The organism is Paenibacillus sp. BK033 (assembly GCF_004345425.1).
In the GTDB taxonomy this organism is placed as follows: Bacteria; Bacillota; Bacilli; order Paenibacillales; family Paenibacillaceae; genus Pristimantibacillus.
This window is the reverse complement of the sequence record NZ_SLVP01000004.1, coordinates 273,785-298,904: the sequence shown is the minus strand read 5'-3', so window position 1 is coordinate 298,904 and position 25,120 is coordinate 273,785. Positions and strand designations below refer to the sequence as shown.

22 protein-coding genes are annotated in these 25,120 nt (G+C 55.3%); 5 read left to right on the top strand and 17 right to left on the bottom strand.

The annotated features are described in order from the left end of the window. The first annotated feature begins 43 nt into the window (after positions 1 to 43). Both EV294_RS16220 and pepT read left to right on the top strand, forming a co-directional pair. Positions 44 to 1,084, top strand: coding sequence for a Glu/Leu/Phe/Val family dehydrogenase (locus tag EV294_RS16220; protein ID WP_132308548.1), 1,041 nt, complete (start codon positions 44 to 46; stop codon positions 1,082 to 1,084). A gap of 223 nt (positions 1,085 to 1,307) precedes the next feature. Further along, the gene (gene pepT / locus EV294_RS16215; RefSeq protein ID WP_132308546.1) at positions 1,308 to 2,543 is read left to right on the top strand and encodes a peptidase T; all 1,236 of its coding nucleotides are present in this window, start codon (positions 1,308 to 1,310) and stop codon (positions 2,541 to 2,543) included. Here the strand turns inward: pepT and EV294_RS16210 are convergent, their stop codons facing one another. From EV294_RS16210 to EV294_RS16190, 5 genes are all read right to left on the bottom strand, one after another. Beyond that, complete coding sequence (locus EV294_RS16210; RefSeq protein WP_132308544.1) at positions 2,544 to 3,158, bottom strand: flavin reductase family protein; 615 nt, start codon at positions 3,156 to 3,158, stop codon at positions 2,544 to 2,546. A 21-nt stretch (positions 3,159 to 3,179) separates the two neighbouring features. After that, positions 3,180 to 3,785, bottom strand: a complete 606-nt coding sequence (locus EV294_RS16205) for an alpha/beta hydrolase (protein WP_132308542.1) — start codon at positions 3,783 to 3,785, stop codon at positions 3,180 to 3,182. Between the two features lie 32 nt (positions 3,786 to 3,817). Then, positions 3,818 to 4,768, bottom strand: coding sequence for a VOC family protein (locus tag EV294_RS16200; protein WP_132308540.1), 951 nt, complete (start codon positions 4,766 to 4,768; stop codon positions 3,818 to 3,820). A 97-nt stretch (positions 4,769 to 4,865) separates the two neighbouring features. Continuing rightward, entirely contained in the window at positions 4,866 to 5,309 is a 444-nt protein-coding gene (locus EV294_RS16195) for a MarR family winged helix-turn-helix transcriptional regulator (protein WP_132308538.1), read from the bottom strand. A gap of 139 nt (positions 5,310 to 5,448) precedes the next feature. Beyond that, complete coding sequence (locus EV294_RS16190) at positions 5,449 to 6,531, bottom strand: peptidoglycan-binding domain-containing protein (RefSeq protein ID WP_132308536.1); 1,083 nt, start codon at positions 6,529 to 6,531, stop codon at positions 5,449 to 5,451. A 210-nt stretch (positions 6,532 to 6,741) separates the two neighbouring features. Between EV294_RS16190 and EV294_RS16185 the strand changes: the two genes are divergently transcribed. Further along, positions 6,742 to 9,591, top strand: a complete 2,850-nt coding sequence (locus EV294_RS16185) for a glycosyl hydrolase 115 family protein (RefSeq protein ID WP_132308534.1) — start codon at positions 6,742 to 6,744, stop codon at positions 9,589 to 9,591. A 60-nt stretch (positions 9,592 to 9,651) separates the two neighbouring features. Here EV294_RS16185 and EV294_RS16180 read toward each other — a convergent pair whose 3' ends face one another. From EV294_RS16180 to EV294_RS30700, 3 genes are all read right to left on the bottom strand, one after another. Continuing rightward, on the bottom strand, positions 9,652 to 10,470 hold the full coding sequence (locus tag EV294_RS16180; RefSeq protein WP_132308532.1) for a GNAT family N-acetyltransferase: 819 nt from the start codon (positions 10,468 to 10,470) through the stop codon (positions 9,652 to 9,654). A 115-nt stretch (positions 10,471 to 10,585) separates the two neighbouring features. Beyond that, positions 10,586 to 11,104: a DUF3231 family protein gene (locus EV294_RS16175; protein WP_132308530.1), complete on the bottom strand. Its 519-nt coding sequence runs from the start codon at positions 11,102 to 11,104 to the stop codon at positions 10,586 to 10,588. A gap of 99 nt (positions 11,105 to 11,203) precedes the next feature. Continuing rightward, the gene (locus EV294_RS30700) at positions 11,204 to 11,674 is read right to left on the bottom strand and encodes a WGxxGxxG family protein (RefSeq protein ID WP_132308529.1); all 471 of its coding nucleotides are present in this window, start codon (positions 11,672 to 11,674) and stop codon (positions 11,204 to 11,206) included. Between the two features lie 173 nt (positions 11,675 to 11,847). On the opposite strand from EV294_RS30700, the gene EV294_RS16165 reads away from it, so the two are divergent. Both EV294_RS16165 and EV294_RS16160 read left to right on the top strand, forming a co-directional pair. Continuing rightward, entirely contained in the window at positions 11,848 to 12,555 is a 708-nt protein-coding gene (locus EV294_RS16165; protein WP_165930698.1) for a glycosyltransferase, read from the top strand. A 72-nt stretch (positions 12,556 to 12,627) separates the two neighbouring features. Further along, positions 12,628 to 12,912, top strand: coding sequence for an alpha/beta-type small acid-soluble spore protein (locus EV294_RS16160; protein ID WP_132308525.1), 285 nt, complete (start codon positions 12,628 to 12,630; stop codon positions 12,910 to 12,912). Positions 12,913 to 12,940: 28 nt separating this feature from the next. Here EV294_RS16160 and EV294_RS16155 read toward each other — a convergent pair whose 3' ends face one another. The 9 genes from EV294_RS16155 to EV294_RS16115 form a co-directional block, all read right to left on the bottom strand. Next, positions 12,941 to 13,363, bottom strand: a complete 423-nt coding sequence (locus tag EV294_RS16155; protein WP_132308523.1) for a DUF1284 domain-containing protein — start codon at positions 13,361 to 13,363, stop codon at positions 12,941 to 12,943. Positions 13,364 to 13,430: 67 nt separating this feature from the next. Continuing rightward, positions 13,431 to 13,793, bottom strand: coding sequence for an MGMT family protein (locus EV294_RS16150; protein ID WP_243711684.1), 363 nt, complete (start codon positions 13,791 to 13,793; stop codon positions 13,431 to 13,433). Positions 13,794 to 13,923: 130 nt separating this feature from the next. After that, the gene (locus EV294_RS16145) at positions 13,924 to 15,534 is read right to left on the bottom strand and encodes a beta-galactosidase (protein ID WP_132308521.1); all 1,611 of its coding nucleotides are present in this window, start codon (positions 15,532 to 15,534) and stop codon (positions 13,924 to 13,926) included. Further along, complete coding sequence (locus EV294_RS16140) at positions 15,531 to 17,948, bottom strand: alpha-L-rhamnosidase-related protein (RefSeq protein ID WP_132308519.1); 2,418 nt, start codon at positions 17,946 to 17,948, stop codon at positions 15,531 to 15,533. The genes EV294_RS16145 and EV294_RS16140 overlap by 4 nt, the downstream gene beginning before the upstream one ends. Positions 17,949 to 17,966: 18 nt before the next feature. Next, the gene (locus EV294_RS16135; protein ID WP_132308517.1) at positions 17,967 to 19,535 is read right to left on the bottom strand and encodes a response regulator transcription factor; all 1,569 of its coding nucleotides are present in this window, start codon (positions 19,533 to 19,535) and stop codon (positions 17,967 to 17,969) included. Next, a complete protein-coding gene (locus EV294_RS16130; RefSeq protein ID WP_165930697.1) occupies positions 19,510 to 21,306 on the bottom strand; it encodes a sensor histidine kinase in 1,797 nt (598 codons plus the stop codon). The genes EV294_RS16135 and EV294_RS16130 overlap by 26 nt, the downstream gene beginning before the upstream one ends. 115 nt (positions 21,307 to 21,421) lie before the next feature. Then, a complete protein-coding gene (locus tag EV294_RS16125) occupies positions 21,422 to 23,155 on the bottom strand; it encodes an extracellular solute-binding protein (protein ID WP_132308513.1) in 1,734 nt (577 codons plus the stop codon). A 71-nt stretch (positions 23,156 to 23,226) separates the two neighbouring features. Beyond that, complete coding sequence (locus EV294_RS16120) at positions 23,227 to 24,117, bottom strand: carbohydrate ABC transporter permease (protein ID WP_132308511.1); 891 nt, start codon at positions 24,115 to 24,117, stop codon at positions 23,227 to 23,229. 29 nt (positions 24,118 to 24,146) lie between these two features. Continuing rightward, positions 24,147 to 25,115, bottom strand: coding sequence for an ABC transporter permease (locus tag EV294_RS16115; RefSeq protein ID WP_132308509.1), 969 nt, complete (start codon positions 25,113 to 25,115; stop codon positions 24,147 to 24,149). Positions 25,116 to 25,120: the final 5 nt, after the last annotated feature.

Sequence of the window (25,120 nt, the reverse complement as noted above, 5' to 3'; positions counted from 1 at the left end):
TAATACCAATGCTGCTGGACTGCCAGACGAGGGGGATTTTTATATGGATTTGCGGAGCTTGTTGAACCTTGATGACTATGAACGGCTGGAGGTAATCCATGATGCGCGCAGCGGACTTACCGCAGTTATCGCAATCCATAGCACAAAGCTTGGCCCCGGGCTTGGGGGCTGCAGAATGTGGAACTACCCATCCGTGGAGGATGCAATCATAGATGCCGTCAGGCTCGCACGAGGCATGACCTATAAATCGGCGATGGCGGAGCTGCCCTTCGGAGGCGGCAAAGCGGTAATAATCGGAGACCCGGGCAAGGACAAAAATGAACGGCTGTTCCGTGCATTCGGGCGGTTCATTGACCGGCTGCAGGGAGAATATATTACCGGCATGGATGTCGGAACAACCTCAGCCGATATGGACTGGGTGTTTCAGGAGACGCGGTACGTCACCGATATTTCCGGATCGCTAGGGGCGGCCGGAACCTTTACGGCGGATATGACCGCTTACGGCGTCTTCCTGGCGATGAAAGCGTCCCTGAACAGGCTGGACGGTTCGGAGAGCTTGTCCGGCAAGGTCGTTGCGGTTCAGGGACTCGGAAAAGTCGGCATGTTCCTCTGCCGGTACCTGGCGCTTGCCGGAGCCAAGCTGGTCGTAGCCGACCTAAACGACGAGCTTGTCCGGAAGGCCGTGCAGCAATACGGCGCCCGGGCCGTGGGCGCGGACCTTATCGCGCATGAGCTATGCGATATCTATTCCCCTTGCGCGCTTGGCGGCATCATTAACGATGCGAGTATTCCGCAGCTGCAATGCCGGATTGTTGCCGGAGCGGCCAACAATCAGCTGGCGGAGGAGCGGCACGGCGATGTGCTGCATCAGCGGGGCATTCTGTATGCGCCGGACTACGTGATCAACGCCGGCGGAATCATTGTGACCGCCGCCGAGCTGAACGACAACTCCCCATCCTACGCCAGAAGCCGCGTCGAACAGATCTACCGCACGCTGACGAACGTGTTCGACTGGTCCGACAAGCACGGCGTATCCACCGCCAAAGCCGCCAACCAGCTGACCGAGCAGCTGCTCGGCGAGTGAAGCGGTCCGCCCCGCCCGGACGAGTGCCCGGAAACCGTGCTGCCTGCAGCACGGTTTTTGCCTGCTATCTGACCGTTAATGGCTTGCATACAAAATAGGGCTGCTCCCCGGTCGCCATGACCATGAGGAGCAGCCCTTGCTGCCGTCTTTCGGTTATTCGATTTCTGCCTTCCGCTCCTTTATAATGGGAACATAAGTAAATACCCGAAAGGAGCCGGAACCAATGAAAGAAGAAATTATTAAACGACTGACCTCGTACGTCATCGTCGATACCCAATCCAATGATGAGAGCGAGACCTGCCCCTCAACGCCAGGCCAGCTTACGCTAGCGAACCAGCTAGTCGAAGAGCTCAAATCGATCGGAATGCAAGAGGTAACGATCGACGCCAACGGTTACGTAATGGCAACTTTGCCGGCTAACACGGATAAGCAGGTGCCGACCATCGGCTTCCTGGCGCACGTCGATACGGCAACCGACTTTACCGGCAAGAACGTAAAGCCGCAGCTCGTCGAATACGAAGGCGGCGACATTACGCTGAACGAAGCGCTGAGCGTCGTGCTGTCGACGAAGGATTTCCCTGAGCTCGGCAACTACAAAGGCCATACGCTGATGACGACGGACGGCACCACGCTGCTTGGCGCCGATAATAAAGCCGGCATCGCCGAGATCATGACAGCCATGGCCTACCTGATCGCGAATCCGGACATCAAGCACGGCAGGATCCGCGTTGCCTTTACGCCGGACGAAGAGATTGGCCGCGGTCCTCACCGCTTTGACGTCACTGCTTTTGGCGCCAAGTATGCCTACACCGTCGATGGCGGTCCGCTTGGCGAGCTGGAATACGAGAGCTTTAACGCAGCGGCTGCAAAAATCACCGTCAATGGCACTAACGTCCACCCCGGAACCGCCAAAGGCAAAATGATCAACTCGATGAAAATTGCCATGGACCTCAACAGCCGTCTTCCCGTCAACGAAGCGCCTGAGCATACCGAAGGCTACGAAGGCTTCTACCATCTGAACACGCTGCAGGGCGATGTAGAACAGACTAAGATGTCCTATATCATCCGCGACCATAACCGCGAGAAGTTCGAAGCAAGAAAAGCGACGATCACCCGGATCGTCGAAGAACTAAAAGCTATCCATGGTCCAAACAGCATCGTACTCGAGCTGAAGGACCAGTACTATAACATGCGCGACAAAATCGAGCCGGTGTTCCATATCGTCGAAATCGCCCGCGAAGCGATGGAAAGCCTGGATATCAAGCCGCTTATCAAGCCGATCCGCGGAGGTACCGACGGCTCGCAGCTGTCGTATATGGGCCTGCCGACTCCGAATATTTTCACCGGCGGCGAGAATTACCACGGCAAATTCGAATATGTCTCCATCGACAATATGGTGAAGTCGGTGCAGGTTATAGTCGAGATTATCAAACGGTTCGAAGCGCGCGGCGAAGAGTAATTACGAAGGCCGCTCTACCTCGAACAGCTCGCCAAGCTTCGCGTAAGAAGCGCCTGCCAGACGGCTGACCGGCTGCAGTGCCGCCGCATCGATATGATTCCGCTCATCCGCGATGGAGCCGTGCAGATGATAGCGGACAACGCGGCCGATCAGCAGGTCGGCAGCGGGAGCTTCCTCCGTTCCGCCGAGCGGAATCGCTTGCTCCAGCACGCATTCCAGCCGGACCTTGGCCTCCGCAATACCGGGAACGGAGATTCGTTCGCTAGGCACGGCGGTTAGTCCGGCGAGAGCAACCTCGCTCTCCTCCGGAGGCAGGCTGGCTGCCGTAGCATTAAGCTTTTCCACATACGATTCATCCGCAATGTGAACGACAAACTCGCCTCTTGCGATAGCATGACGGGAGGTATCCTTCGGGATGCCTTTTTTGCGCTGCACGGATACGGAGATCAGCGGCGGATCAGCCGTCACGATATTGAAATAACTGAATGGCGCTGCGTTTAACACGCCATCCTCGGATAAGGTTGTTACAAGGGCAATCGGCCTTGGGACAACCGTACCCGTGAGCAGCTTGTAGTTCTCCCGCTCGCTTAAGTTTTCCGCATCAATCCGGATCATGATTCCGCCGCCTCCTTTTTCTTAGAAATGGTCTTTATACCAAGCTGCAGCCGCCGATACCTCAGATCGGGTAAGCTGATGGCCGAACCGTTCCCAATGCACGTCAACCGCTGCGCCCGCACCGGCAAGCAAGCTCTCGAGTTCGTTCGTCTCTTCGGCCGAGCAGATCGGATCATTCTCCCCGGCACCGATAAATACCGGCACTCCGGACAGGTCCGGCAGTTCAAGACCCCGGATCGGCACCATCGGATGATGCAGGATTGCTCCGCGCAGCGAGTCTTTGTAATGGAACAACAGGCTGCCCGCGATATTAGCGCCGTTGGAGTAGCCTGCGGCTACCAGGTTATTCCGGTCGAACCCGTACTCCTCTGCCGAATGGTCAAGGAAATCGTTCAGCTCCTTTGTCCGGAACACCAGATCCTCCAAATCGAATACGCCTTCCGCAATCCGGCGGAAATAACGCGCCATTCCGTTCTCGGATACGTTGCCCCGGATGCTTAATACGGACGACTCCGGCGAAAAGGCAGCCGCTAACGGCAGGAGATCATGCTCCGTGCCGCCCGTGCCATGGAACAGGACGAGGACCGGCGCCGCCGGATTCGTCCCCTGTCTGAATATATGCTTCATGATACATACCTCCTAATATGAATGGTCTCTTATTAACGATCCAGTTCCATTACCCGTACGTCAAACGGCGTGAGCAGCTGCTCCAGCGTTGCGCGGTGCTGCTCGTACCAAGCCGGCAGCATCAGTTTCTCGCCAAGATGCTCAGGCTCTTCGTCGCGTGCGAACCCTGGAGGATCCGTAGCAATCTCGAACAGTATGCCGCCTTGCTCGCGGAAGTAGATCGCATTGAAGTACTGGCGGTCGACGATTGGCGTTGGCTGGAAGCCGTTTGCCGCCACATGCTGCTGCCAAGTGAGATGCTCGGCATCGTCTTTTGCTCTCCAAGCGATATGGTGAACGGTACCGTGACCGCCATGACCGGCCGCCATTGGCTCCGTATTCACGTCGATGATGTTGCCGAGTTCGCCAAACGATTGGTAACGTGCCAGGCCGTTTTCTTCGTCCACTTTGGACAGCCCCATTACATGCTCCAGCAATTGCGCCGTTGCCGCCGGATTGGTGCTGTACAGAATAGCGCCGCCAAATCCTTTGATCGCATGGTCTGCCGATACGCCGCCAAACGACCATGTGCTTCTAGGACCTTCTTCGCGCGCTACCAGCTCGACAAGCAAGCCGTCCGGATCCGCGAATTGCAGGTACTGCTCGCCAAAGCGGGAGGTCTCTTTGAATTCAATCTCGAATTTGGCGAGACGCTCTTTCCAGAAGCCCAGTGTGCCTTCAGGCACGACATAAGTGGTGTAACCAACCTGGCCGCCGCCTACAACGCCTTTACGCGAGTTTTCCCAAGGGAAGAACGTGATGATGGTGCCAGGGCTGCCGGCTTGATCGCCGAAGTACAGATGGTAAACTTCCGGCGCGTCAAAGTTGATTGTTTTTTTCACGAGGCGGAGACCAAGCACCCCTGCGTAAAAGTCTGTAGTTACCTGAGGATGTCTTACGAAAGCCGTAATATGATGGATACCTGCTGTGCGTTGATTTGTCATTATTGCCACTCTCCTAATGGGTTATTTTGCAAATTTTTAAGAATCTTTAATTTAAGATATAGGGCCTGACTTGATGTATAAGACGTAACGACCAACACTATTTGAAGGTCGTCTGCGCAAACTTGCCTAATTTCTTGAGAAGTGAGCTTGCGGCCTGTTTCTCTTCCGCCGTCAGTCCTCCGACCGCTCCCTCAATAACGAGGGTATGCTGCGGGAACACTTCTTCGATGAACCGCGTCCCTGCTTGGGTAATTTCAGCGTAGATAAGCCGCCGGTCTTCCGTAGAAGCTCTGCGGGTGACAAAGTCTTTCTTCTCCAGCTTATCGATGACGTAAGTGATATTGCCGCTGCTCATCAGTACCTTCTCGCCGATTTGCTGCAAGGGCTGGGGGCCTTTGTGATACAGTAGCTCAAGCACTCCGAACTCGGTCCGGTTAAGGCCATGCTTGCGGATATCCCGGTCGGCATGAGCGTTCACCCATTGGCTTGCTCTGGCAAGCGCGATGTAAAGATCAAGCGAATCGTCTTTTTCCTTTCCCATTTGCTCGCCTCGCTTTCGTTTATCTTGATTTTAAGATACTTTATTTCGAGGTAAATGTAAAGGGGTTTTTGAAAAAAAGTTTTGAAGGGGCTGTCCACAGCCGGACAACCCCTTGATTGCTGCTTGCCTTACGCGCGGTTTAGCGCATATTAGGTGCGGAATTCTCGCTTGGCGCTTTGTTAGGCGCCGGATTTGGGGCAGCGTTTGGCGCTTGATTGTTAGGCGCGATGTTGTTGCCTCCGCCATTGCTGCCGCCGGTACCGCCACCGCCGATTCCTTTGCCGCCGCCAGTACCGCCTGTACCACCGCCGCCAATACCTTTGCCGCCCTCTTGCATTTGGCCGCCTCCGCCGCCGAAGCCTTTGCCGCCTTTGCCGCCCTCTTGCATTTGGCCGCCTCCGCCGCCAAAGCCTTTGCCGCCTTTGCCGCCCTCTTGCATTTGGCCGCCTCCGCCGCCAAAGCCTTTACCGCCTTTGCCGCCCTCTTGCATTTGGTCGCCTCCGCCGCCAAAGCCTTTACCGCCTTTGCCGCCTTCTTGCATCTGGCCGCCTTTGCCGCCGCCTGCTCCGCCGCCACCGATACCTGCGCCGCCGCCTGCTCCGCCGCCGCCACCGATACCTGTGCCGCCGCCTGCTCCGCCGCCGCCACCGATACCTGCGCCGCCGCCTGCTCCGCCGCCGCCACCGATACCTGCGCCGCCGCCTGCTCCGCCGCCACCGATACCTGCGCCGCCTGCTCCGCCGCCGCCACCGATACCTGCGCCGCCGCCTGCTCCGCCGCCGCCACCAGCTCCTGCTCCGCCGCCTGCTCCGCCGCCGCCTTGGCCAACGCCTAGACCTTTAGCTTTGCCTACGCCTTTAGCGCTTACCTTCTTACCGTATTTAGCCGTGTTGTAGGAGTAAGTAATCGACTGGAATGTTTTCGCGTCTACCGAGCCAGTCACCGGAAGGCCGTGCGTTTTTTGATAATGCTTGACGCCTCTAACGGTTGTATTGTCATAGTAGCCGTTGATTTTGCCGGAGTAGCTGCCAATTCCCTTGAGCATCCCCTGAATAACGTAGATGTCCGGTCCTTTGGCCCCTTTGCCGACGGCAAGAGTTGTACCTGCACCGCCAAACATAAGCGCAGCAGACAACACAACCGCACTCAGAATTTTTCCGGCCTTTTTAGCCTTCCCTTTGCTTTCGTCCTCGCGGGAAGTCAACATCCAATCCCATTTCATGTCTTACTACACCTTCCAATCTTTTGTTTATTTTTATTTCCATGCCTTACTATTCCCCAAATTAAAATTTCATACGGCCGCCCTTCCGATTTAAAAAATTAAAGAGTTTATCGTGAAAATTAAACATGTTGCGCCAACCCTGACTTTTCTCCGGGACCCGTGTTATATAATGATGTCGCTTTCATTACACAATTGAACGGGGGTCTTGGCATGCTGAACGACAACTATATTTCATTCAGTTATCACGAAGGCCATTTTCCGCTTTCCCTTGACGGGAAGGCGGCCGATATTTACGTATCCGGGCAAGATTACGCTGGCGTTATTCGGGCAGTGTCCGACTTGCAGAAGGATATTTACAAAGTCACGCAAACCAAGCCGCAAATCATTCATCAGGCAGAAGACCTGAAGAGCATCACGGTTATCATAGGTACAATCGGGCATTCCGCCCTGATCGACACGCTTATTGCGGAAGGAAAGCTTGAAGCGGCCGACTTGACGGGCAAATGGGAGTCCTTCGCACTGCAGACGGTCGCCAATCCGCTGCCGGACGTGGACGAAGCGCTTGTCGTCGCGGGCAGCGACAAACGCGGCACGATCTACGGCATTTACGACATTTGCGAGCGGATTGGCATATCGCCCTGGTACTACTGGGCTGATGTTCCGGTCCGCAAACGAACGGCCTTAATGTTCCGTAACGGCCTCTATAAACAAGGCGAGCCATCCGTCAAATACAGAGGCATTTTCTTGAATGACGAAGGACCTTCTCTTATGGCCTGGGTCCGGGAGAACTTCGGGGACTTCAACCACAAGTTTTATGAAAACGTATTCGAGCTGCTCCTTCGTCTCAAGGCGAACTATCTGTGGCCGGCCATGTGGGACAATACCTTCTACGAAGATGACGAGCTAAATCCCGCGGTTGCGGATATGTTCGGCATTGTTATCAGCACGTCCCACCACGAGCCGATGCAGCGTCCGCATGGCGACTGGAAGAAGCATAAGCAAGGACCGTGGGATTACTCGGTTAATGAAGAAGTGCTCTGCAAATTCTGGGAGGAGGGCATTCGCCGAAGCGCGAGCTACGAGAATGTCATTTCGCTTGGAATGCGGGGAGACGGCGACGAAGCGATGGGTGGTCAACTCTCGTTCCGGGAGAAAATAGAACTGCTTCAGCGGATCGTCCAGGACCAGCGCCGCATTATAGGCCAGCAGATGAAGACTGATCCGGCGGAAGTGCCTCAGCTATGGGCATTGTACAAAGAGGTTCAGGACTATTACGAGAACGGCATGCGCGTGCCGGACGACATCACGCTCTTGTGGTCTGACGACAATCACGGCAACCTGCGGAGAGTGCCAACCGAAGAGGAGCGGAGCCGTTCCGGAGGGGCGGGCATCTATTACCATCTTGATTACGTGGGCGGTCCGCGCTCTTATAAGTGGGTTAATACGGTACCGCTCGAGAAAATTTGGGAGCAGATGCACAAAGCCTACGAATACGGCGCAAACCGGATTTGGATACTGAATGTCGGAGATCTGAAGCCGGTGGAATGCCAGCTGGAGTTCTTCCTGCGGATGGCTTGGAACATGGACGAATGGAGCAAGGACAATATCAGGGACTACAGCATCCGTTGGGCGGAGCAGCAATTCGGCTCCATCTACGCGGAAGAGGCCGCCCTTATCATTAACCGGTATTCTAAATGGAACGGCAGGCTGAAGCCGGAGCTGCTGAACGCTGTCCCGCTTTACAGCTCCGTTCATTACAAGGAAGCGGACAACCTTCTGACCGAGCTGCACGACACCGTCAAGCTGGCCGAACAGGTGCATCAAGACATTCACGCCGCCGCAAAGGACGCTTTTTTCCAGACGGTCCTTTATCCCGCCAAAGCGTCTGCCCAGGTATTGGAGATGCACATCCGCGTGGCGAGAAGCAAGCTGTACGCTGCCCAGGGACGGGCTTCCGCCAACGTGGAGGCCAAGCTTGCCAAGCAGCTTTTCGAGGCTGACGCCGCGCTATCCTATGCTTATAATCACGAGATCGCGGACGGTAAATGGAACCATATGATGGATCAGCTTCATATCGGCTATACATACTGGAATCAGCCCGAGGAGCACCTTATGCCGGAGGTTGGAACGGTCAAGCTGACCAGCGAAAATTCCGGGTTAGGCGTCGCTGTCGAAGGCTCCGAACTGGCATGGCCGCGCGATCCGCAGCTTCCTGCCCTGTCCTTCGACACGTATACGAGGGAGAGCCGCTATATCGATCTGTTCAACCGGGGAACGGACGCTTTTACCTTCTGCGCAAGGGCCGATCAGCCTTGGATCAAGCTAAGCCGCACGACGGGCTGCGTTGAAGTTGAAGAACGTCTTTGGATAGAAATCGATTGGAACGAGGTTCCCCAGAGCGATAAACTTACCGGAAGCATCACCTTAATTGATCTGCTGACCAGCAAAGCCTTCACCGTCATGATTCACCTCATGAATCCGGCATCGCCTTCCCGCGAAGCCTTAACCGGATTTATGGAAACCAACGGGTATATCTCGATAGAGGCGGAGCATTACAGCGCGAGCAACGAAGCCGGCGGAGCAAGCTGGCAGGTCATTCCGAATTACGGCAGAACCCTGTCTTCCATGGCTGTGTTTCCGGTAACCGTCCCTTCGGTCGCCGCACCTGCGCCGGGCGAATCGCCTTGCCTCGAATACAAGGTATACCTGACAACGCCGGGGGAGCTTACCGTATACGCGCTTATTGCTCCAACCATCGACTTTATACCGGGACAAGGCCTGCGTCTTGGCGTTTCGTTTGACGATCACCCCATTCAGGTGGCAAGTGCGATTGGACTGACCAAGGATGGCGGCTACTCGGAGTCCGATTGGGAGCAAAGCGTCATTCTGAATATCCGCTCGGTCGCAACGAAGCATACAATCCCGGAGACCGGCTATCATACGCTAAAAATATGGATGGTCGATCCCATCGTCGTCCTGCAAAAAATCATGATCGACACCGGCGGCTTAAAGCCGAGCTATCTCGGCCCGCCGGAAAGCTACCGGGGGAACCTTTCGTAACAGCAAACCCTCTCCGCTAGCCGGAGAGGGTTTTTGTCATGCATATCGCAATTGAGGCCTTCAAGACACAAACTTGACGTCGGCCACCTTGCCGCTCTCCACAAAGCCGATATTCCGGTACACCTTGTTGGAATCGGGATTGGTCAGATCCGCGTACAGCATCGGCAGCCGGTTTTCCCGTACGATCAGGCCGCAGCAGGCGGCAACCGCCGCGCTTGCATACCCTTGCTTCCGCAGCTCCAGCGGCGTGTAAACGTAATTAATGCGGGCATGGCGCGAAGAGCGGTGAGCGATATGCGCCATGGAAACGGGATGACGATCAACGATCCATAGGTATAAATTTCCTGTTGCAATCGTATTTTCCGCCGCAGGCAGTTGGCTTGCGGGATGAACCTTGTAGCCATACGCGCTTTCCGCAAAGCCCGCCATAAAATCCGCGATCAGCGGAGCATCCGAGGAGACGGCTGAACGCAGCTCCCCCTCCACCGCGGCCGGGTAGCAAATGTCCGGACAATAATATGCTTCCATTCCCATCTTATACTCGGGGCGTACGCGGTAACGGGCCGCGTAAAGCTCCGCAAAGAGCTTGGCATGCCTAGGCTCTGCCGTAATTCCGCGAAGCGAATGACCGGTAAGCTTCACAAGAGCTTTGAGTAGAAGGACTCTCTCTTCTTCAGGAAGCGCCTCGTGTACCCACAGCCACGCATTATGACCGGGCGAACCGGCAAAAATCGCGGAGCCGCCCGAGGCTCTGTAGATTACCGACTGGCTCATTTCGCATATCCGGTGCAGTAAATTCATCTTTACCTCATCGGGCACAAATAATGGCGATCTCAAAGCGTCCATAGCCTGCTCGCCAGGCAGCAATCTTTCCCACATCGCGATTTCTCCTTTCCTGAATCGAAAGAAATTCCTCTCAGTCTATATGTAACTGATATTATTCGTCAAACCTGCAAAAAGCCCTGCTCGATTGAACAGGGCTTCCGCTTCATTTTTAGGCGTGAACAGGCTCGGGACGTTTCAGTTGGAGCGGCGGCGGAATTAACCAACCTTTCTTTTTGGACATCTCCAGTACGCGTAAGCCCAAAGCTGCCTTCGTCATATGGTATTTGCCAAACAAGGCGCCGATATCTTCTCTGATAGAGATACCCATTGCCTGACTGCATGCCGCGAGACCCGCTGATAAACTGCTAGCTACACCGAATGCGATTTCGTTATCCGCAAATCTTGCTCCGGCAGGAATATCTTCCAGCTTAACCGGCGGTCTTTCCGGCATCGCCGGGGCAGGAGTTATTCCATTATGGGTAAGCAAAGCGTCCAATTCCTCCGTTTCCAGTCTTGCCTGATCAATAAGGTCTTCCAAAAGCTTTTTCAGATCTTTATCACCGGCATGGTTCAAATAAGCCTGACAGCAGGAAACGGCGTTTTTGGCTACCATAGACGCCTGCCATACGGCGTACACCTCTCCGTAATGCATCGGCTCGTCTTTTGGATTACCACTTAAAATACCCATTATATCGCTCCTTTTTTCGCGAATCGTTTGTATTGTCCAACAAATAACCCCCTGTCAGACAGGGGGTCTGTGTCTTTTGCCTTAATAATCCGGTTTTATTTAGGTGCGTTCCCGGTCACGGCTTCTAAGACCGAACAATCCGGCCAAACCAATCAGACCAAGCCAGCCCCAGTCGTAATCCCGGTCATTCGTGTTGGCTAAAGTGCGGTAATTGCCGTTTGTTAAAGCATTTGTACCTGTACCCGTGCCTGTCGTGCTTGTAGTGCTGTAGCTGTTCATGCGATTCGATGTGCCGATAAAGCTGTTGCGGTTAGTATTGTAGCCATTGTTGGTGCTATAAGTGCCGTAGCCGTTCATTCCGTTCATTGTTCCGTTGTAATTGTTAGTACGGCTCGGTGTTGTGCTGTTGCCATCCGTTCCGTAAGTGCCGTAAGTCGTGGCACCGTAATGCGTGCTGCGGAAGTTATCCGTTGCAACCTCATCTTTGGCGGAAGCGGCGAAGGTTGGTACAGAAGCGGCAGACATCAGAATTGTTGCGGCACACAGCGTTGAGAACAATTTCTTTTTCATTGGCGAAGACCTCCCTCGGTTATTTGGTACATCCATAAGTGTGCTATGAGGAAGGCGCGGATATTCTGCCAGATTTTTAGCTGGGGATGAAAGCCGCCTGTATCCAATCCCTTCCTGCCGAATATATTGGTTTCAAACGAAATGTGTACAAGTTGGATATTGGAGGGGACAAGATGACCAAAACCATCGTTGTGGAAATTGAATTTAACAATCGTTCCAACAGGGGTGGCGTCTACCGGATAGGGCTGACCCCTCAGTGGATTAAGTACCGGATGTCCATCTTTATGAAATATACGCTTCAAAGCCTGCTGAAGCAGACCAATCAGAACTTTCATGCCTTTATTCGCTATACCGGGCGGACCGAAGGAATCATCAAGGCCGAGCTGGCGAGATACCCCAAGCTGCCCGCCCATATCCGTTTTGTCTCGGAAAATAAATACGTGGAAAGGCTGCGCAAAACCGTTGGCGCAAGCTCCACTCTCTACCTGGTCCGTCTCGACTGCGATGATACGTATCGCCGCACCATGATCGATCAGCTTCATAACTATAAGCCGAAGCAGGGCACTCGGGCTCTCATCAACCAGTCCGGTTATATTTACGACAGCGTCAGGCATAGGATGGCAACGGTGAGCAAAGCCTCTCCGCCGTTTTATACGTGGATTTACAAATCCGAGCAATACTTTAAAGGCTTCCGTTATAAGACAGTCGATGGGCATAGCGGAGTCGTCAAGCATAAACACGAGGTTCTGACCCAGTCCGGCAAACGAAACTACATGGTTGTCGTGCATAGCAAAAACACGCTGAATCAACGGTTATTAAACCGACATTCCTTTATTTCTAACAAAACGAAGGTGGATGCCATTCTAAGCAAGTTTATTTAAAACTTGTCCTTCATAAATGCTAAGGCGCAAGGGAAAAGTAATACCGTCAAATGATAATGAGGCGGTGAGACAATGGGAAGACGCAGCAGAAGATTACTTGTTCCCGAAGCAGGGGCGGCCATGCAAACATTAAAGGCAAACGTAATGCGCCAGGAAGGCTACGCGGTGGACGAGAACAGACCGGATGACGTGAAATACGAGGTAGCCAGCGAAATGGGGATCCGGATGAATCGCAATGGCGATAACGGGAATATGAAAACCGAGGATGCAGGCCATGTCGGCGGAAAAATCGGCGGTGCGATGATCCGGGAAATGATCCGGATGGCGCAAGAAAAGCTATCACAGCGGCAGCCTTAAGCTGCCGCTTTCTTTTTGCACGGAAAGCTTAAGGCAATGCCCGCAGCGCTTTTGCCTGCCGGATATGGGCAACTCCCTCCCGGCATAACCCGTACGGCTCCCAGGGGCAGTCGTGACAGAGCCGGCCGATATCATCCGGCTGGATGGCCGCGGCAACGCGGCCAACAAGCTCCTCCCAGCTCAGCTTGTTCCCGACCGCAAGCCCCAGCTCGCCCAATATTTCGTTGTCTTTCCGGTAAACGCTTGGGTTATGGCAATGATTCGGCTGATCGGAAGGAAACGCTGCGCAGATCATGTCCGGACCTTCCCTAATTTCGATGACGGTCTGCGGGTCGCGTCTCAGCGTTTCATAGACGGCGGTCATATTCGTGCAGAAGCCGTCCGAATACCCCTTACCCCGGTATCCAAGCAAGCAAAAAAGATGATGCCCTCTTAACGAGATGTTTGGCATTAAGCGGTTGCTCCTCTCTCCTATATGTTAACCCGATTTTACCACAAAGGTTAACATATGAGGAGATTTATCTATCCGGCGGTAAATCCGGTTCGTGCCGGTATTCATCAAGGTCGATCGACCCATTAATGCCAATGTACACGCCTTCGGCCTCGAGCATATGCTTCTGCAGCATTCTCGATTCGTCTTCCTGGATAGCGATTTCTCCTTTTGCGTTCACAACCCGATGCCAAGGCAGCCGGTGGGCGCTGCTCAAGGAATGCAGAATCCGTACGACCTGCCTTGCCCCGCGGCTGCTTCCCGCCAATCCAGCAATCTGCCCGTAGGTCATTACTTTCCCTTCCGGAATCTGCTTTATAATATCGACCACTCTCTGCGTATACGGCTGTAACATAAGCGTTTGTCCTTTCCAAGCCCGCTCGCGGACCATTTTCGAGTTCCTTCTATCATACAATGAAAACGGTATGGTTTTCCTCTCACGTTGCCCGCGAGCGCGGCTCGCCACCGCAAAGCGCAAAACTCCGGCCACCAGAGCGGGACAGTGGCCGGAGTTTTGCGATTTATTCAATGATTCCCGTTATAATGTCTTTCCATTGTTCCTCCGTTGCGCTGCGGTGAACCAGCCATGTCTCGCCCTTGCTGGTCTTGTGCCGTCTGATGAGTACGGAGCGTTCCGCGACCGCATCGCCCGGGAAGTTATTTTCCCGCCAGTCCAGCAGATCGAAGAATAATCGCGGCACGGTGCGAAGGTATACGTTATCGCCGTTCTTGCGGAAAAGATCGGAGGTGACGATCAGCTTGCCTCCTGCCTGCACGAAGGCAATCAGCCGCTCCTCCAGCCCGGCATCATAGATTTGATGGAGGGGAATGATTAGCGTCTCCAGCCCCTCCAGCTGATCTGCGGTGTATACCACGTCGGTGCTGACACCCGCTTCGTAGAGATGGCGATAGACGTTGTGAACGATATAATCCGGGTAGGATATGCGGTCGGCCACCGCCAGCTGATAGCTCCAGGAGCTGTCGAAATGATAATAAAGACCAACGCTTGCGCGCTTCGTCTCCTTTAGTTCCGCCTCATCGGCATGTTTGGCCGCGTAGGCCCGAACAACCTCGTAATTACGCGATGGCTCGCCGGTTAACGTAACAAGCTCCGGCTTGCCGCCGCCCTGCTCCTGTCCCCACGGGAACGGCTTCATCTTGAACAAATAAAACCGGCTGCAGCCCCGTTCGCGGACAATCCGCATATCCCGCTCCAGCTCCGTTGTTCCCGTCCCGTATTCCATCATCCAGAACGGCTTGCCAAGCACCCCTCGGCAGGCATCCGCATAGAAGGCAATCTCATGCGGCTTATTGCTGTAGATGTCCATGCCAACGACATCCAAGCCGGCAAACAAATCGGTCCAATTCAGGTTGTCTCCCCAGCAGAACATGAAAGCATTGGTTGTTATAGGCTTCTCTCCGATATAAGGGCGAAGAGCAGCCGCCTGAAGGCGGGCGAACCGGGCCATGCTGTCCGAGGAGAACCGGGCAAAGTCCAGCTCCAGGCTGGGATGATGCCACATATGCACATCCGCCCCGATGGGCGCGGGCAGCGGAATCTGGTCAAACCGTTCATACCGCTGGGACCAGAAGGCCGTTCCCCATCTTTCGTTCAGCGCCTCAACCGTACCGTAACGCTCTTCCGCCCAGCGATGGAAGGCATTCCTTGCCCCGTCGCTGAAATCGTATTTGGTTTCTCCGCCGAACTCATTATCGAGCTGCCAAGCGACAACGTTGGGATGATCGCCGTAACGCTCGGCCATTCGGTTCACGATCCGCAAGGCATGCAGAACATAATGATCCGAAGAATAAGAGCGGTGCTGGCGAGCGCCAAAACCAACCGCTTTCCCCTGTTTGTTAACCGGCAGGACATCCGGATGCTTCTCGACGAGCCAGACCGGCGGACAGGCGGTTGGCGTGCATAACACAACATTGATCCCGTGAGCGGCCGCGCGCTCAATGGCGGCGTCCAGCCAGCCCCATTCGAATTGCCCGTCTCTCGGCTCCAGCAACGTCCAGGCAAATTCGGCGATCCGCACGGATCGAATGCCGGCAGCCGCCAGTTTGCTATAGTCGATATCCCATTGCTCCGGCTGCTCGTGCTCCGGATAATAAGCGATTCCCAGCTTCATGGCTTAAGCTCCTCCGAGGGTTCAATAGTAGTAAGCTCGCATTCGCACTCAAGCGGACCCGCGCCGGTACAATACCGCGGCTCTCCATTTGGCAGCGTGATCTGTACCGGTATCGCGCCGGGCCGCTCCACTCGCAAACGAAATCTTGCCTCCCGAATGCTCCATTCGATTTTTACGGCTCCGTACGGCGTAATTACCGCACCGGATGCCGCCTGAAGCGCCCCGATTCTTGGAGCAACCGAAATCGTCGCAAAACCCGGCGTTAACGGCTGGACGCCCAGCAGCTCGGCCGGGAATTCATGGAGCGGCAACGCGCCCCAGGCATGGCAGTCGCTTCGAACCGAGACCGGATCCTCGACCCAAGAGGTCAAATGCAGGTCGACTTGAGCCTTCCAATCCCCCCACAATGCAAAGGTTCTGTCGTACATGCCGGTCTTCGCGAGCGCACGGAACAAATAGTAAGCCATCGCGCTGGAGACCTTGGCAAGCCCTTGCGTTTCCAGCGCCCGCAGCATCAGCTGCCTTGCCTTCTCGCCGGCAACCGTATCCGTCAGCACCGCCCAGATCTGGGCATGCTGGCTAAGCGCATCCGGCGAGTCCGGGCTATCCGTAAACAGGCCCTTTTCCTCCGACCAGCAGTGCTGCCGGATAGCCTGCTGCAAAGCGGCGGCGCGGCGGCGGTATTCCTGCCCCGTATCCCGCCGCCCGGTAGCTTCGTTCAGCTCGGCTGCTTTAAGCAGGGCATCGGCCGCCATCAGATTATAGACGGTATTGGGCCGGGTTCTGCCGGAAGGCGGAGCACCGGCATTGCGGCGCCATTCCTCCGTCCAATCCACGAAGGACCAATAGGCCTCCGGCATTACGCCTATAAGTCCGGACTCCGGCTCCACGCGCGCTTCGAACCAGGCAAGCACCGCATCGATCGTTGGCCTGTACCGGGCAGCATGGGCCAGATCTCCCGAGTACCAATAATGGTCGTGCACCATCATAATCCAAAACAACGCAAATCCGGGGATAATCTGACGGTTAACCGACGGATAGCGGCTTTGCAGCATGCCCGTAGGCAGCAGCGAGCTGTGGAAATCGTAGATGGCTTTGCGCCCGAGACGGTCATCTCCGCTAATATAATAAGTGAACAAGGCCTGCAGCCGGCTGTCCATCTCATACTGCATCTGCTCGTAATAAGGCGTATCCTCGTACGTCTCGTGCATGCAATTTCGAAGCGTATTTAAGCTGATCGTCCACAAAGGCGACAATGATGGATCCGAGCTGGCGAAGCTTGCTTTCGCATCCAGCGGATAGCCGGTACGAAGATAAGTGATCCCCTCCACCATAACCGGCTCTTCGGCCGCTTCAACGGTAAGACGGACGAAGCGAAATGCCCTGCGGTGGAACGGCTCGTACTTCTCGGGCTCGCCTGCGCCGCTTCCGTATCCCGCTATCCGGTACGTGTCTTCGAAGCCGTGCAAGGACTTGCCATCGGGATCGTCCCGAACCCCTTTGTTGCGCTGTCCATTCGGAAGAGGCTCGTATTCGTAACATTCCGAGTACAGGATCGAAGCCGCGGCTCCCGCTCCGCCGCTCACCGCAAGCTGCGGAAAGCCGGCCACAAGCTCGCCCGCATGAAGCTCCAGGACAAGACGGCTGCCCGCAGCTACCTCAATTCCCAATTTCCCGCCGGGCCCCATCGGTTCGTCCAACCATATCCGTTCACCGCAATGCCCGCGAACGATTGATGCAAATTCCCGAATTTCCTCTTTCATGAAAGGAATGGGCCGCGGCGTTAGCAGCCAGCTGCTCAAGCCGCCGTACATCTTGTCATGCGTGTCCGCTACCACCGACGCGGCCGGCCAACCCTCCGCAAAGGCGGAATCCCGCCAGCCCCGAGGCCATCCTGCGCCGTCCACGATTTCCCCGCCCCCGATAAAGAGAGTAGCCGTCTCCGGCGCCAGCTTTGCCGACTCGCCGGGAACCGGATAACAACGCCACCCTTCGCAGCCGGTATCCAGCCTTTCAATCACCCGGCCGTCCAATCCCTGCAGGCTGCCTTCGAGCAGAAAGACTCCCCGCTCCTTGCGCCAGACGGAAGCCGGACCTTTATCCCCGGAATAATGAACGACCTGCGCCGCCAGCACGTTTGTCCCAGGACGCAGATGCGGCGTCACGTCCACCTCATCGTAATAGTGAACATTCAAATCGCCTTTGCATGGTCCGTAAGCAACCGGCTGCCCGTTCACGTACAGCCGGAAGCGGCTGTCCGCGGACACAAGAAGCTTAAGCTTTACGCTTTCGTTCGCGGGAATGCCGAAGCTTCTGCGAAACAGCACCGTTTCCATGCTTCCGTTTGCCGGGCCGCTATTATGACTTGGCTCCGCCCAGATCCATTTCGCCGTCCAAGCTCTATTCTCGTCCATCTTCTCCTCCGATTCCCGTCAGCGGGCATTCCGGTAATCTCCGGTGCTAACGCCCGTGTACGCTTTAAATCGTTTATAGAACCAATCCAGTTCGCTGAAGCCAACCTCCTGGGCTATTTCATAGACTTTTTTATCCGTATGAAGCAGCAGCTCTTTCGCCTTCTCCATCCTCACTTGCAAGACATAATCATTAAAGGATTGATCGGTGTTCGCCTTAAAGAGCTTGCCTAGATAATTGGGATTCATATAGATCGTAGCCGCCACTTCCCGCAGGGAGATCGGTCCGCCGTACTGCTCCTGGACGATCCGCTTGACCTCCGCGACGATCTTGTTCGGCCGCACCTCCTTGGTCCGCTGCATCGCATCCACGACTTCGCAGCATTTGCCTTCGGTGAAGCGAAGCAGCTCATCCATCGTCTTGATCCGCATGATCCGCTCGTAATCTCCCAAGGACGGGTCAAACAGCCGGTCGTGGCTCGCCCCCTGCTCCTTCATCATCCGGAACAGCTGGATGAAAAGCTCGAGCACCGACATTTTCGCGCGGCTCTCCGGCACTTGCTCGGTTCGGAAGCACTCCCACAGCCGGCCCAAAGCGCGGATCGTATCCGTCCGCCGGCAGCTGCGCGCCATCTCCAGCGCCTCTGCTTCCAGTGCCCGGAGCGCATCCGGTTCCCTGTCGCCTGCTTCCGCTTTCCAGCGGGGCAGCAGAACCGTTCCGGTCCCGGACAGGAATTTTCCGTCGAGCGCTTCCTCCGCCTCGCTCCAAGACTGCTTGATATCCGCCACAGAACCAACGCTCCCGCCAATCCCGACCGTTACCGACGCCTTGGCATACTTAACTGCCGAAGACAGCAGACGCTCCCCCCACTGACGGCAATCGTCCAGCCCCATCCCGCGCGCGGGACCGCCCAGCAGGACGCCGATTCGCTCCTCGGACTCCTCAAATACGTAGCCGCTGCCGTTCGTTACTTCCTCCGCAATGTTGCGGATGGCGAAACGCATCAGTTCGGTATCCCGGTCCGGCATCTCTCCGTCCGCGATAAAATCAAGCTCCAGCAGGAGGCAAGCATATCTCTCTTCCTTCGCGTGAAGTCCGAGCAGCCTCAGCTGCTCCTCCAGCTCCCGGGGGGCGATCTGCCCGTGCACCAAGCGGCGAAGCAGCTGGTCCCGGCCGGCCGACAAGCCAAGACGCTGCCGCTTCTCCAGGAGCTGCTGCTCGCGCATGCCGGCGGCAAGCTTTTTCAGCAAGGCAATCAGATCCTCTTCATCCACGGGCTTCAGCAAATATTCCTTCACCCCAAGCCTCAGCCCCTCGCGGGCGTAAGCGAAATCGTCATAGCCGCTCAAAATTACAACGGGCGTATCCGTAAACTCCTGCATGGCGGCGGCCATCTCCAGACCGTTAACCACAGGCATCCGGATATCGGTCAATACGAGGGCATACCGGTTGTCTCTCAGCATATCGAGCGCCTGCTGCCCATCCTGCGCTTCCCCCTTAACGGTAAAGCCCAGCTCCTCCCAATCAATCAGATAACGCAGCGACTGCCGCGCCACCGGTTCATCATCCACGATTAACACGTCGTACATCCGGCGCCTCCTCCTGTCCGTCTCTCGGAATGCTCATCGTTACTTCCGTCCAGGCCCCGTCCTCGCTGGTAATTTCCAGCCCGTAGGACTCCCCGAATAAATGCTTCAGCCGGTGCTGCACGTTTTGCAGGCCGATATGAGCGTCGCCCGTCAGACTGTCATCGCTGCGAAGCCGGCTCTGAATGTCCGCCAGCCGCTCGGCCGCAATTCCCAGTCCGTTATCCCGGATAATCAAGAGCAGCTCCTTGCCCCTCCGCTGTCCGCTTATCCGGATATTCGAAGGCTTCGGGCTCAGCTCGATGCCGTGGGAGATCGCATTTTCCACGATGGGCTGAATGCACAGCTTAGGCACCAGAGCATCCATCTCTTCCTCGGGCACGTCTATCTCGTAAGTAAACTTGTCGCCGAACCGGTATTGCTGAATTTGCAAATAGCTGCTGATGAAATCAAGCTCCTCCGAGAGCCGAATCGTGGGGCCGCCTTTCTTCAGCATCATGCGGAAGGACTTCGCCAGCAGGCCGATCACCTTCGCATTGTCCCGGTCCCCGGCAATAAGCAGCTTGCCCCGGATCATATTCAGCGTATTGAACAAAAAATGCGGATTAATCTGCGTCTGCAAAGCGTACAGCTCCACTTCCTTCGTCCGCAGCGCATTTTCCCTCCGGTCAAGCTCGGACTGGTACACCTCGCCGATCAGCTCGCGCAGCCTGCGGACCATAAGGTTGAACATCTCGCCAAGCTGAGCGACCTCATCGCTTCCCTTGACATCCACAAAGCTGTCGAACTTATCCCGGTTCAGCCGCTTCATCTTCACGGCCAGATCGCTCAAACGCCGCGTCAAGCTGACAGACATAACGGAGATGAGAAGCACGGAGACGGCCAGCGCGAGAGCGAATAGCAGCAGCGCGAGCGAACGGAGCTGAAGCAGCTTCGCCGACAGCTCTTCGGTCGGGACGAAAGCGATGACCTTCATGCCTTTGACGATATTGCGGGAGTTCAGCGTCTGGAACAGAATCTGGTACGATTCCTTATTGAGCGTCTGATTGAAGCTTCCGTCCATTCCGCTCATCACCTGGCCGCCAAACGGCAGCTCGCTTACGTTCCCCACCGCGTTTTCCTTATCGCTGTCGATCAGCACCGTCCCGTCGGACAACGCAAATATAACCCGTTTGTTCTTGCTCTCCAGATCAACCAGCTGGGCGAGATTCTTAAGCCGGATCTCCAGAGACACTACGCTTGGCGAGTCCCGATTCACGTTGTTCAGCCGTTTGCGGAAGCTGACGACCGGTTCTTTCTTCGGAAAAGTCAAGTAAGGATGGGTCCAGTAGCCGCCCGTGTTATTCGACATTACCTCCGTGTACCAGTCCGAATTGCGGATCCCGTTGTCAATGAGCTGGACGTTGGAGAAGAAGAAGGAGGGATTATCCGTATACACGTCCACCTTCATGACATCCCGGGTCGACTGGATCGCCGAAAGGAACGGCTGGAATTGCTCCGAGTACACCTCGTAGGCCTCCAGCTGATCCGCATACCGCTGATCCAGGATCAGGTTAAGCGAGGGATTGAGAAACAGCGTATTCGCCACATCCTCGTACGAGGCCAGCCGGTTATCGAGGTTCTGGCCGATCTGCGAAAGCGATAACGTTGCGTTCTGCACGATATGCTCATGCACGAGATCGCTGCTCCGTTTGGTCAACGCGTACGTCACGGAGCCTAGCAGGAATAAGACGATGAACAGGTTGGCTAGAATGAGCTTGGTCCGGATTTTCATGCGTCTTATCCCTCTTCTCTGTCGAATTGGATGAATTAGGTTCATGAAGCAAAAGAACGTACGCCTTGGGTCAAGGCGTACGCGGTATGACGGCTTACTGCCTGCCGAAGGAGAGTTACTCCCCGATGCTCGCTTTGAATTTGGCGTTAAAGTCGGCCCACAGCTTCGTATAAGCGTCGTTCACTTCCTGCAGACCCGCTTTTTCCATCGTGGACTTCATGCCGTCCCAGCTGGTATCGAAATCGGTCGGGTTCTTCGCCATGATGAGCTTCGGCAAATATTTCTTCCAGGCCTCTTCAATCTTCTTGGCCTGCAGGTTGATATTGTCCGGAGGCGTCACCTGCCACAGATAGCCCGGCACCACCTGCGCAGGAGGAAGGAAGTCCGCCCAGGTCTGCTTGCCGTATTTGGACAATACTTCTTTGGTCATGTCATCGTACAGGCTGAGCTGATAATCCTTGGTCAGCGGAGTGGCGTAATCGCCGTCGCTCAGCTTCGCGCCGTCGCCAACGTTGAACCAGGAGCCGCTGCCCGTGCCGTTGCTCGTAAAGCCTTCTTTGGTGCCATGGTCGGGATCGTTCTTGCGGGCCTCCAGCTCGGCCGGCAGCAGGGTCCGCTTGCCGTCCTTCACTTCGTAATGCGTGCCTTCAATGCCCCATTGCGATAAAATCTGGCCTTCGTCGGAGAACAGGTAGTCGATAAACTGGATGAACCGCTCCGGGTTTTTCGCGGACTTCGTAACCGCCCACTGCAGGCTTCCCGCGAACGTTGGAACAACCGTGTTCGATTGGTCAACCGTATCCTCCGAGAAGAATAGCGGCAGGTAAGCGTATTGACGCTCCGGATGCCCGTCTAGACGGAACTGCGTCTCGACGTTGCCCACCATCCATTTCGGCGCGTAAGCAGCTAATACGCGGCCTTGCGCAAGCTTTTTCGACAGATCGTCCTGCGAGAAAGCCTCTTTGTCGTAAAGCCCGTTCTGATAAAGCTTGTTCAGGAAGGAGTAGTATTTCTTCGCGTCCTCGGTGACCGGGTTGTATTCGACCTTGCCGGACGCATCGATCCGGAAGTTGCCGTGGTCAGGCAAGCCGGACGCGCTGATAATCGGGTTATTGTATTCGATGTTGACTTGCCAGCCCGTCATGGCGCCGGAGAAGCCGATCGTTTCCTTGCCGTCAATCTGAGGATGTTTGTCTTTGTACGCTTTGAGGATATCGTACAGCTGGTCGAGCGTCTTAATTTGCGGATAACCCGCTTCTTTCAGCACGTCATATTGGACGATGAAGTTGGCCGAGGCATCCGCCTTCGCTTCGCGGCTCTTGTTCACGCCGTAAAGAGACCAGATCTTGCCGTCTTCGTCCTTGAGGAGATTGAAGTATTCGCCGAACTTATCTTTGATGTTCGGTCCGTATTGATCGATCAGATCGTTCAGCGGGATAAGCGCTCCGCCGTCTTTGTATTTCTGGATTTCCTGCGGCCCCATCGCCATGATGTCCGGGTAGTCGCCGGAAGCGAGCCAGAGATCCTGCTTTTGCGTCTCTTCCCCTACGATCAGATCGTATTTAAAGGAAACGCCCGTTTTCTCCGTAAACATTTTCTGGATCGGCGTATCCCAAGTCAGCTTCTCGTCGGTCGTGTTCATCGTGTACGTAATCGGTTCGAGCGGAGCCTTTGCCGGCTCATTGGAAGCGCCTTCATTTGTTGCGTTGCTGGCCTTCGCATTTCCGCCGTTGCCTGATGCTTCCGTATTGCCGCCCCCGTTGTTATTGGAGGAGCAGGCTGCCACAACACCTGTGAGCATAACGGAAGCCGTCAGCAGCGTTAACCCTTTTTTCCATGTCTTGGACATATGGACACCCTCTCATCTTGTCATGATCATATCACCGGTATCGGAATTCCGACAATCCCCCTCTTGGCCGCCTATTCCTTCATGGCCGCGAAGGTCATTCCTTTCACGAAATACTTTTGCAGGAACGGGTACACCAGCAGAATCGGCAGGGTGACGATGATCGTCATTGCCGCCCGGATCGTCTCCGGATTAGTCCGTCTGGCATCCGTTGCATCGATGTGGGTATTGGCGCTCATGACCTGGTTAACGGAGCTGATCAGAATTTTCTGCAGCTCGTATTGCAGCAGATTCAGGTTCTCGTTCCTGCTCGCGTACAGATAGTTATCGAACCAGGAGTTCCAATGCTGCACGGCGATGTACAGCGTAATAGTCGATAAAACGGGCAAGCTGATCTGAAGCACGATCCGGAACAGGATTTGGAAATCCGATGCGCCGTCGATTCTGGCCGACTCCACGATCCCCTCCGGCAGCTGCTCGAAATAGCTTCGCATAATGATGACGTTAAACACCCCGATCAGCATCGGCAGAATATAGACGGCCGCATGATTCATTAGGCCGATATTCTTGACCAGCAGGTAAAAAGGAATCAAGCCGCCGTTGACGTACATCGTGATGATCAGGATAACGTTAAACGGCTTGCGGAGGAAAAACTCCTTCCTGCTTAGCGCGTAAGCCAGCATCGCCGTGCATAAAACGCCCAGCACGGTGCCAACCAAGGTCCGGATCACCGAACGGACAGCCGCGGCTGCCAGACCGTCATTGGCGAATATCGTGCCGTAGTTCTCCAACGTAAAGACGCGGGGCCAGACATAAATGGTGCCCTTCAGCGTATCGCCCGCATCGTTTAAGGAGATGGCCGCCAGATTGAGAAACGGGAATAACGTTCCGATGCCGAGCAGCAACAGCAGGATATAGTTGCAAGCACTGAAGATGACATCTCCTGTGGACCTCCTGACAAACATGTTCTCTCACCTCCTTGCAAGCCGGTCCGTTAGAATAAACGGCTGCCGGATGTTTTTCTCGCCGTGTAGTTAACCAGCAGGACAAGCACAAGACTAACAATCGATTTGAACATGCTGACCGCGACGCCGTAAGAGTAATCGCCAATGCTGGTCGAGTAATTCAAGGCGTACAGATCCAGCACCTCGGAACGGTTGATGACGACCGGATTGCCGAGGAGGAACTGGGATTCGTAACCGCTTTGGACGATCCAGCCGACGCTTAGGATAAGCAGCAGAATCGCCGTTGGCATAAGGCCCGGGATGGAAATATAGCGCATTTTCTGCCACCTTGTTGCTCCGTCGACTTCGGCCGCCTCGTAATGCTCCGGGTTAAGCCCCACGAGCACCGCAAGGTAGATGATCGTATTCCAGCCAAGCTCCTTCCAGAAGTTCGCCGCCGTATGAATCCACCAGAACAGCTTCTCTTCCCCGAGAAAATAAATCGGTTCATGAATGAAGCCCAGCTTCAGCAATATCGCGTTCACAACGCCGGCGTCCGGGGACAGCAGCGTAGCGAAGATGTTCGCGATGACAACCCAGGAAACGAAATGCGGGATATAGGTTAACGTCTGAATCACCCGCTTGAAGAACACAAACCGCACTTCGTTCAGGAGCAGGGCGAGGCCAATGGCTCCGATAAAGCTTGTCACCAGATTCAGCACTCCCATGACGACGGTGTTGCGCAGCGCATTGAAGAACTGGGGATCCTGGAAGAGCAGCCTAAAGTTATCGAAGCCCGCCCATGGCGATTGCCATAGGCCAAGCGCAACCTTGTAATGCTGGAAGGCCATGATCCAGCCCCAGAGCGGGCCGAACGAGAACAGCATAACGAGAAGCACAAAAGGCGTTGACATGAGCAGCAGCTGATACTGTCTTCGAATGACAAGTCTTTTGCCCGCCTTCTTCCGAGCCGTTTGCGCAACTTCATGATTTATTAATGGTGTGGCGGGTTTGGCCATGGTAG

Excerpts from the sequence above, each read along its gene's own strand:
- EV294_RS16210 (WP_132308544.1), bottom strand. The coding sequence starts at position 3,158 with ATGATCCGGATTGATGCGGAAAACTTAAGCGAGCGGGAGAACTACAAG.
- EV294_RS16180 (WP_132308532.1), bottom strand. The coding sequence starts at position 10,470 with ATGTGGGAAAGATTGCTGCCTGGCGAGCAGGCTATGGACGCTTTGAGA.
- EV294_RS16195 (WP_132308538.1), bottom strand. The coding sequence starts at position 5,309 with ATGGGAAAGGAAAAAGACGATTCGCTTGATCTTTACATCGCGCTTGCC.
- EV294_RS16115 (WP_132308509.1), bottom strand. The coding sequence starts at position 25,115 with ATGGCCAAACCCGCCACACCATTAATAAATCATGAAGTTGCGCAAACG.
- EV294_RS16165 (WP_165930698.1), top strand. The coding sequence starts at position 11,848 with ATGACCAAAACCATCGTTGTGGAAATTGAATTTAACAATCGTTCCAAC.
- EV294_RS16160 (WP_132308525.1), top strand. The coding sequence starts at position 12,628 with ATGGGAAGACGCAGCAGAAGATTACTTGTTCCCGAAGCAGGGGCGGCC.
- pepT (WP_132308546.1), top strand. The coding sequence starts at position 1,308 with ATGAAAGAAGAAATTATTAAACGACTGACCTCGTACGTCATCGTCGAT.
- EV294_RS30700 (WP_132308529.1), bottom strand. The coding sequence starts at position 11,674 with ATGAAAAAGAAATTGTTCTCAACGCTGTGTGCCGCAACAATTCTGATG.
- EV294_RS16135 (WP_132308517.1), bottom strand. The coding sequence starts at position 19,535 with ATGTACGACGTGTTAATCGTGGATGATGAACCGGTGGCGCGGCAGTCG.
- EV294_RS16205 (WP_132308542.1), bottom strand. The coding sequence starts at position 3,785 with ATGAAGCATATATTCAGACAGGGGACGAATCCGGCGGCGCCGGTCCTC.
- EV294_RS16200 (WP_132308540.1), bottom strand. The coding sequence starts at position 4,768 with ATGACAAATCAACGCACAGCAGGTATCCATCATATTACGGCTTTCGTA.
- EV294_RS16175 (WP_132308530.1), bottom strand. The coding sequence starts at position 11,104 with ATGGGTATTTTAAGTGGTAATCCAAAAGACGAGCCGATGCATTACGGA.
- EV294_RS16130 (WP_165930697.1), bottom strand. The coding sequence starts at position 21,306 with ATGAAAATCCGGACCAAGCTCATTCTAGCCAACCTGTTCATCGTCTTA.
- EV294_RS16220 (WP_132308548.1), top strand. The coding sequence starts at position 44 with ATGGATTTGCGGAGCTTGTTGAACCTTGATGACTATGAACGGCTGGAG.
- EV294_RS16145 (WP_132308521.1), bottom strand. The coding sequence starts at position 15,534 with ATGAAGCTGGGAATCGCTTATTATCCGGAGCACGAGCAGCCGGAGCAA.
- EV294_RS16185 (WP_132308534.1), top strand. The coding sequence starts at position 6,742 with ATGCTGAACGACAACTATATTTCATTCAGTTATCACGAAGGCCATTTT.
- EV294_RS16140 (WP_132308519.1), bottom strand. The coding sequence starts at position 17,948 with ATGGACGAGAATAGAGCTTGGACGGCGAAATGGATCTGGGCGGAGCCA.
- EV294_RS16150 (WP_243711684.1), bottom strand. The coding sequence starts at position 13,793 with ATGGTCCGCGAGCGGGCTTGGAAAGGACAAACGCTTATGTTACAGCCG.
- EV294_RS16155 (WP_132308523.1), bottom strand. The coding sequence starts at position 13,363 with ATGCCAAACATCTCGTTAAGAGGGCATCATCTTTTTTGCTTGCTTGGA.
- EV294_RS16120 (WP_132308511.1), bottom strand. The coding sequence starts at position 24,117 with ATGTTTGTCAGGAGGTCCACAGGAGATGTCATCTTCAGTGCTTGCAAC.
- EV294_RS16190 (WP_132308536.1), bottom strand. The coding sequence starts at position 6,531 with ATGAAATGGGATTGGATGTTGACTTCCCGCGAGGACGAAAGCAAAGGG.
- EV294_RS16125 (WP_132308513.1), bottom strand. The coding sequence starts at position 23,155 with ATGTCCAAGACATGGAAAAAAGGGTTAACGCTGCTGACGGCTTCCGTT.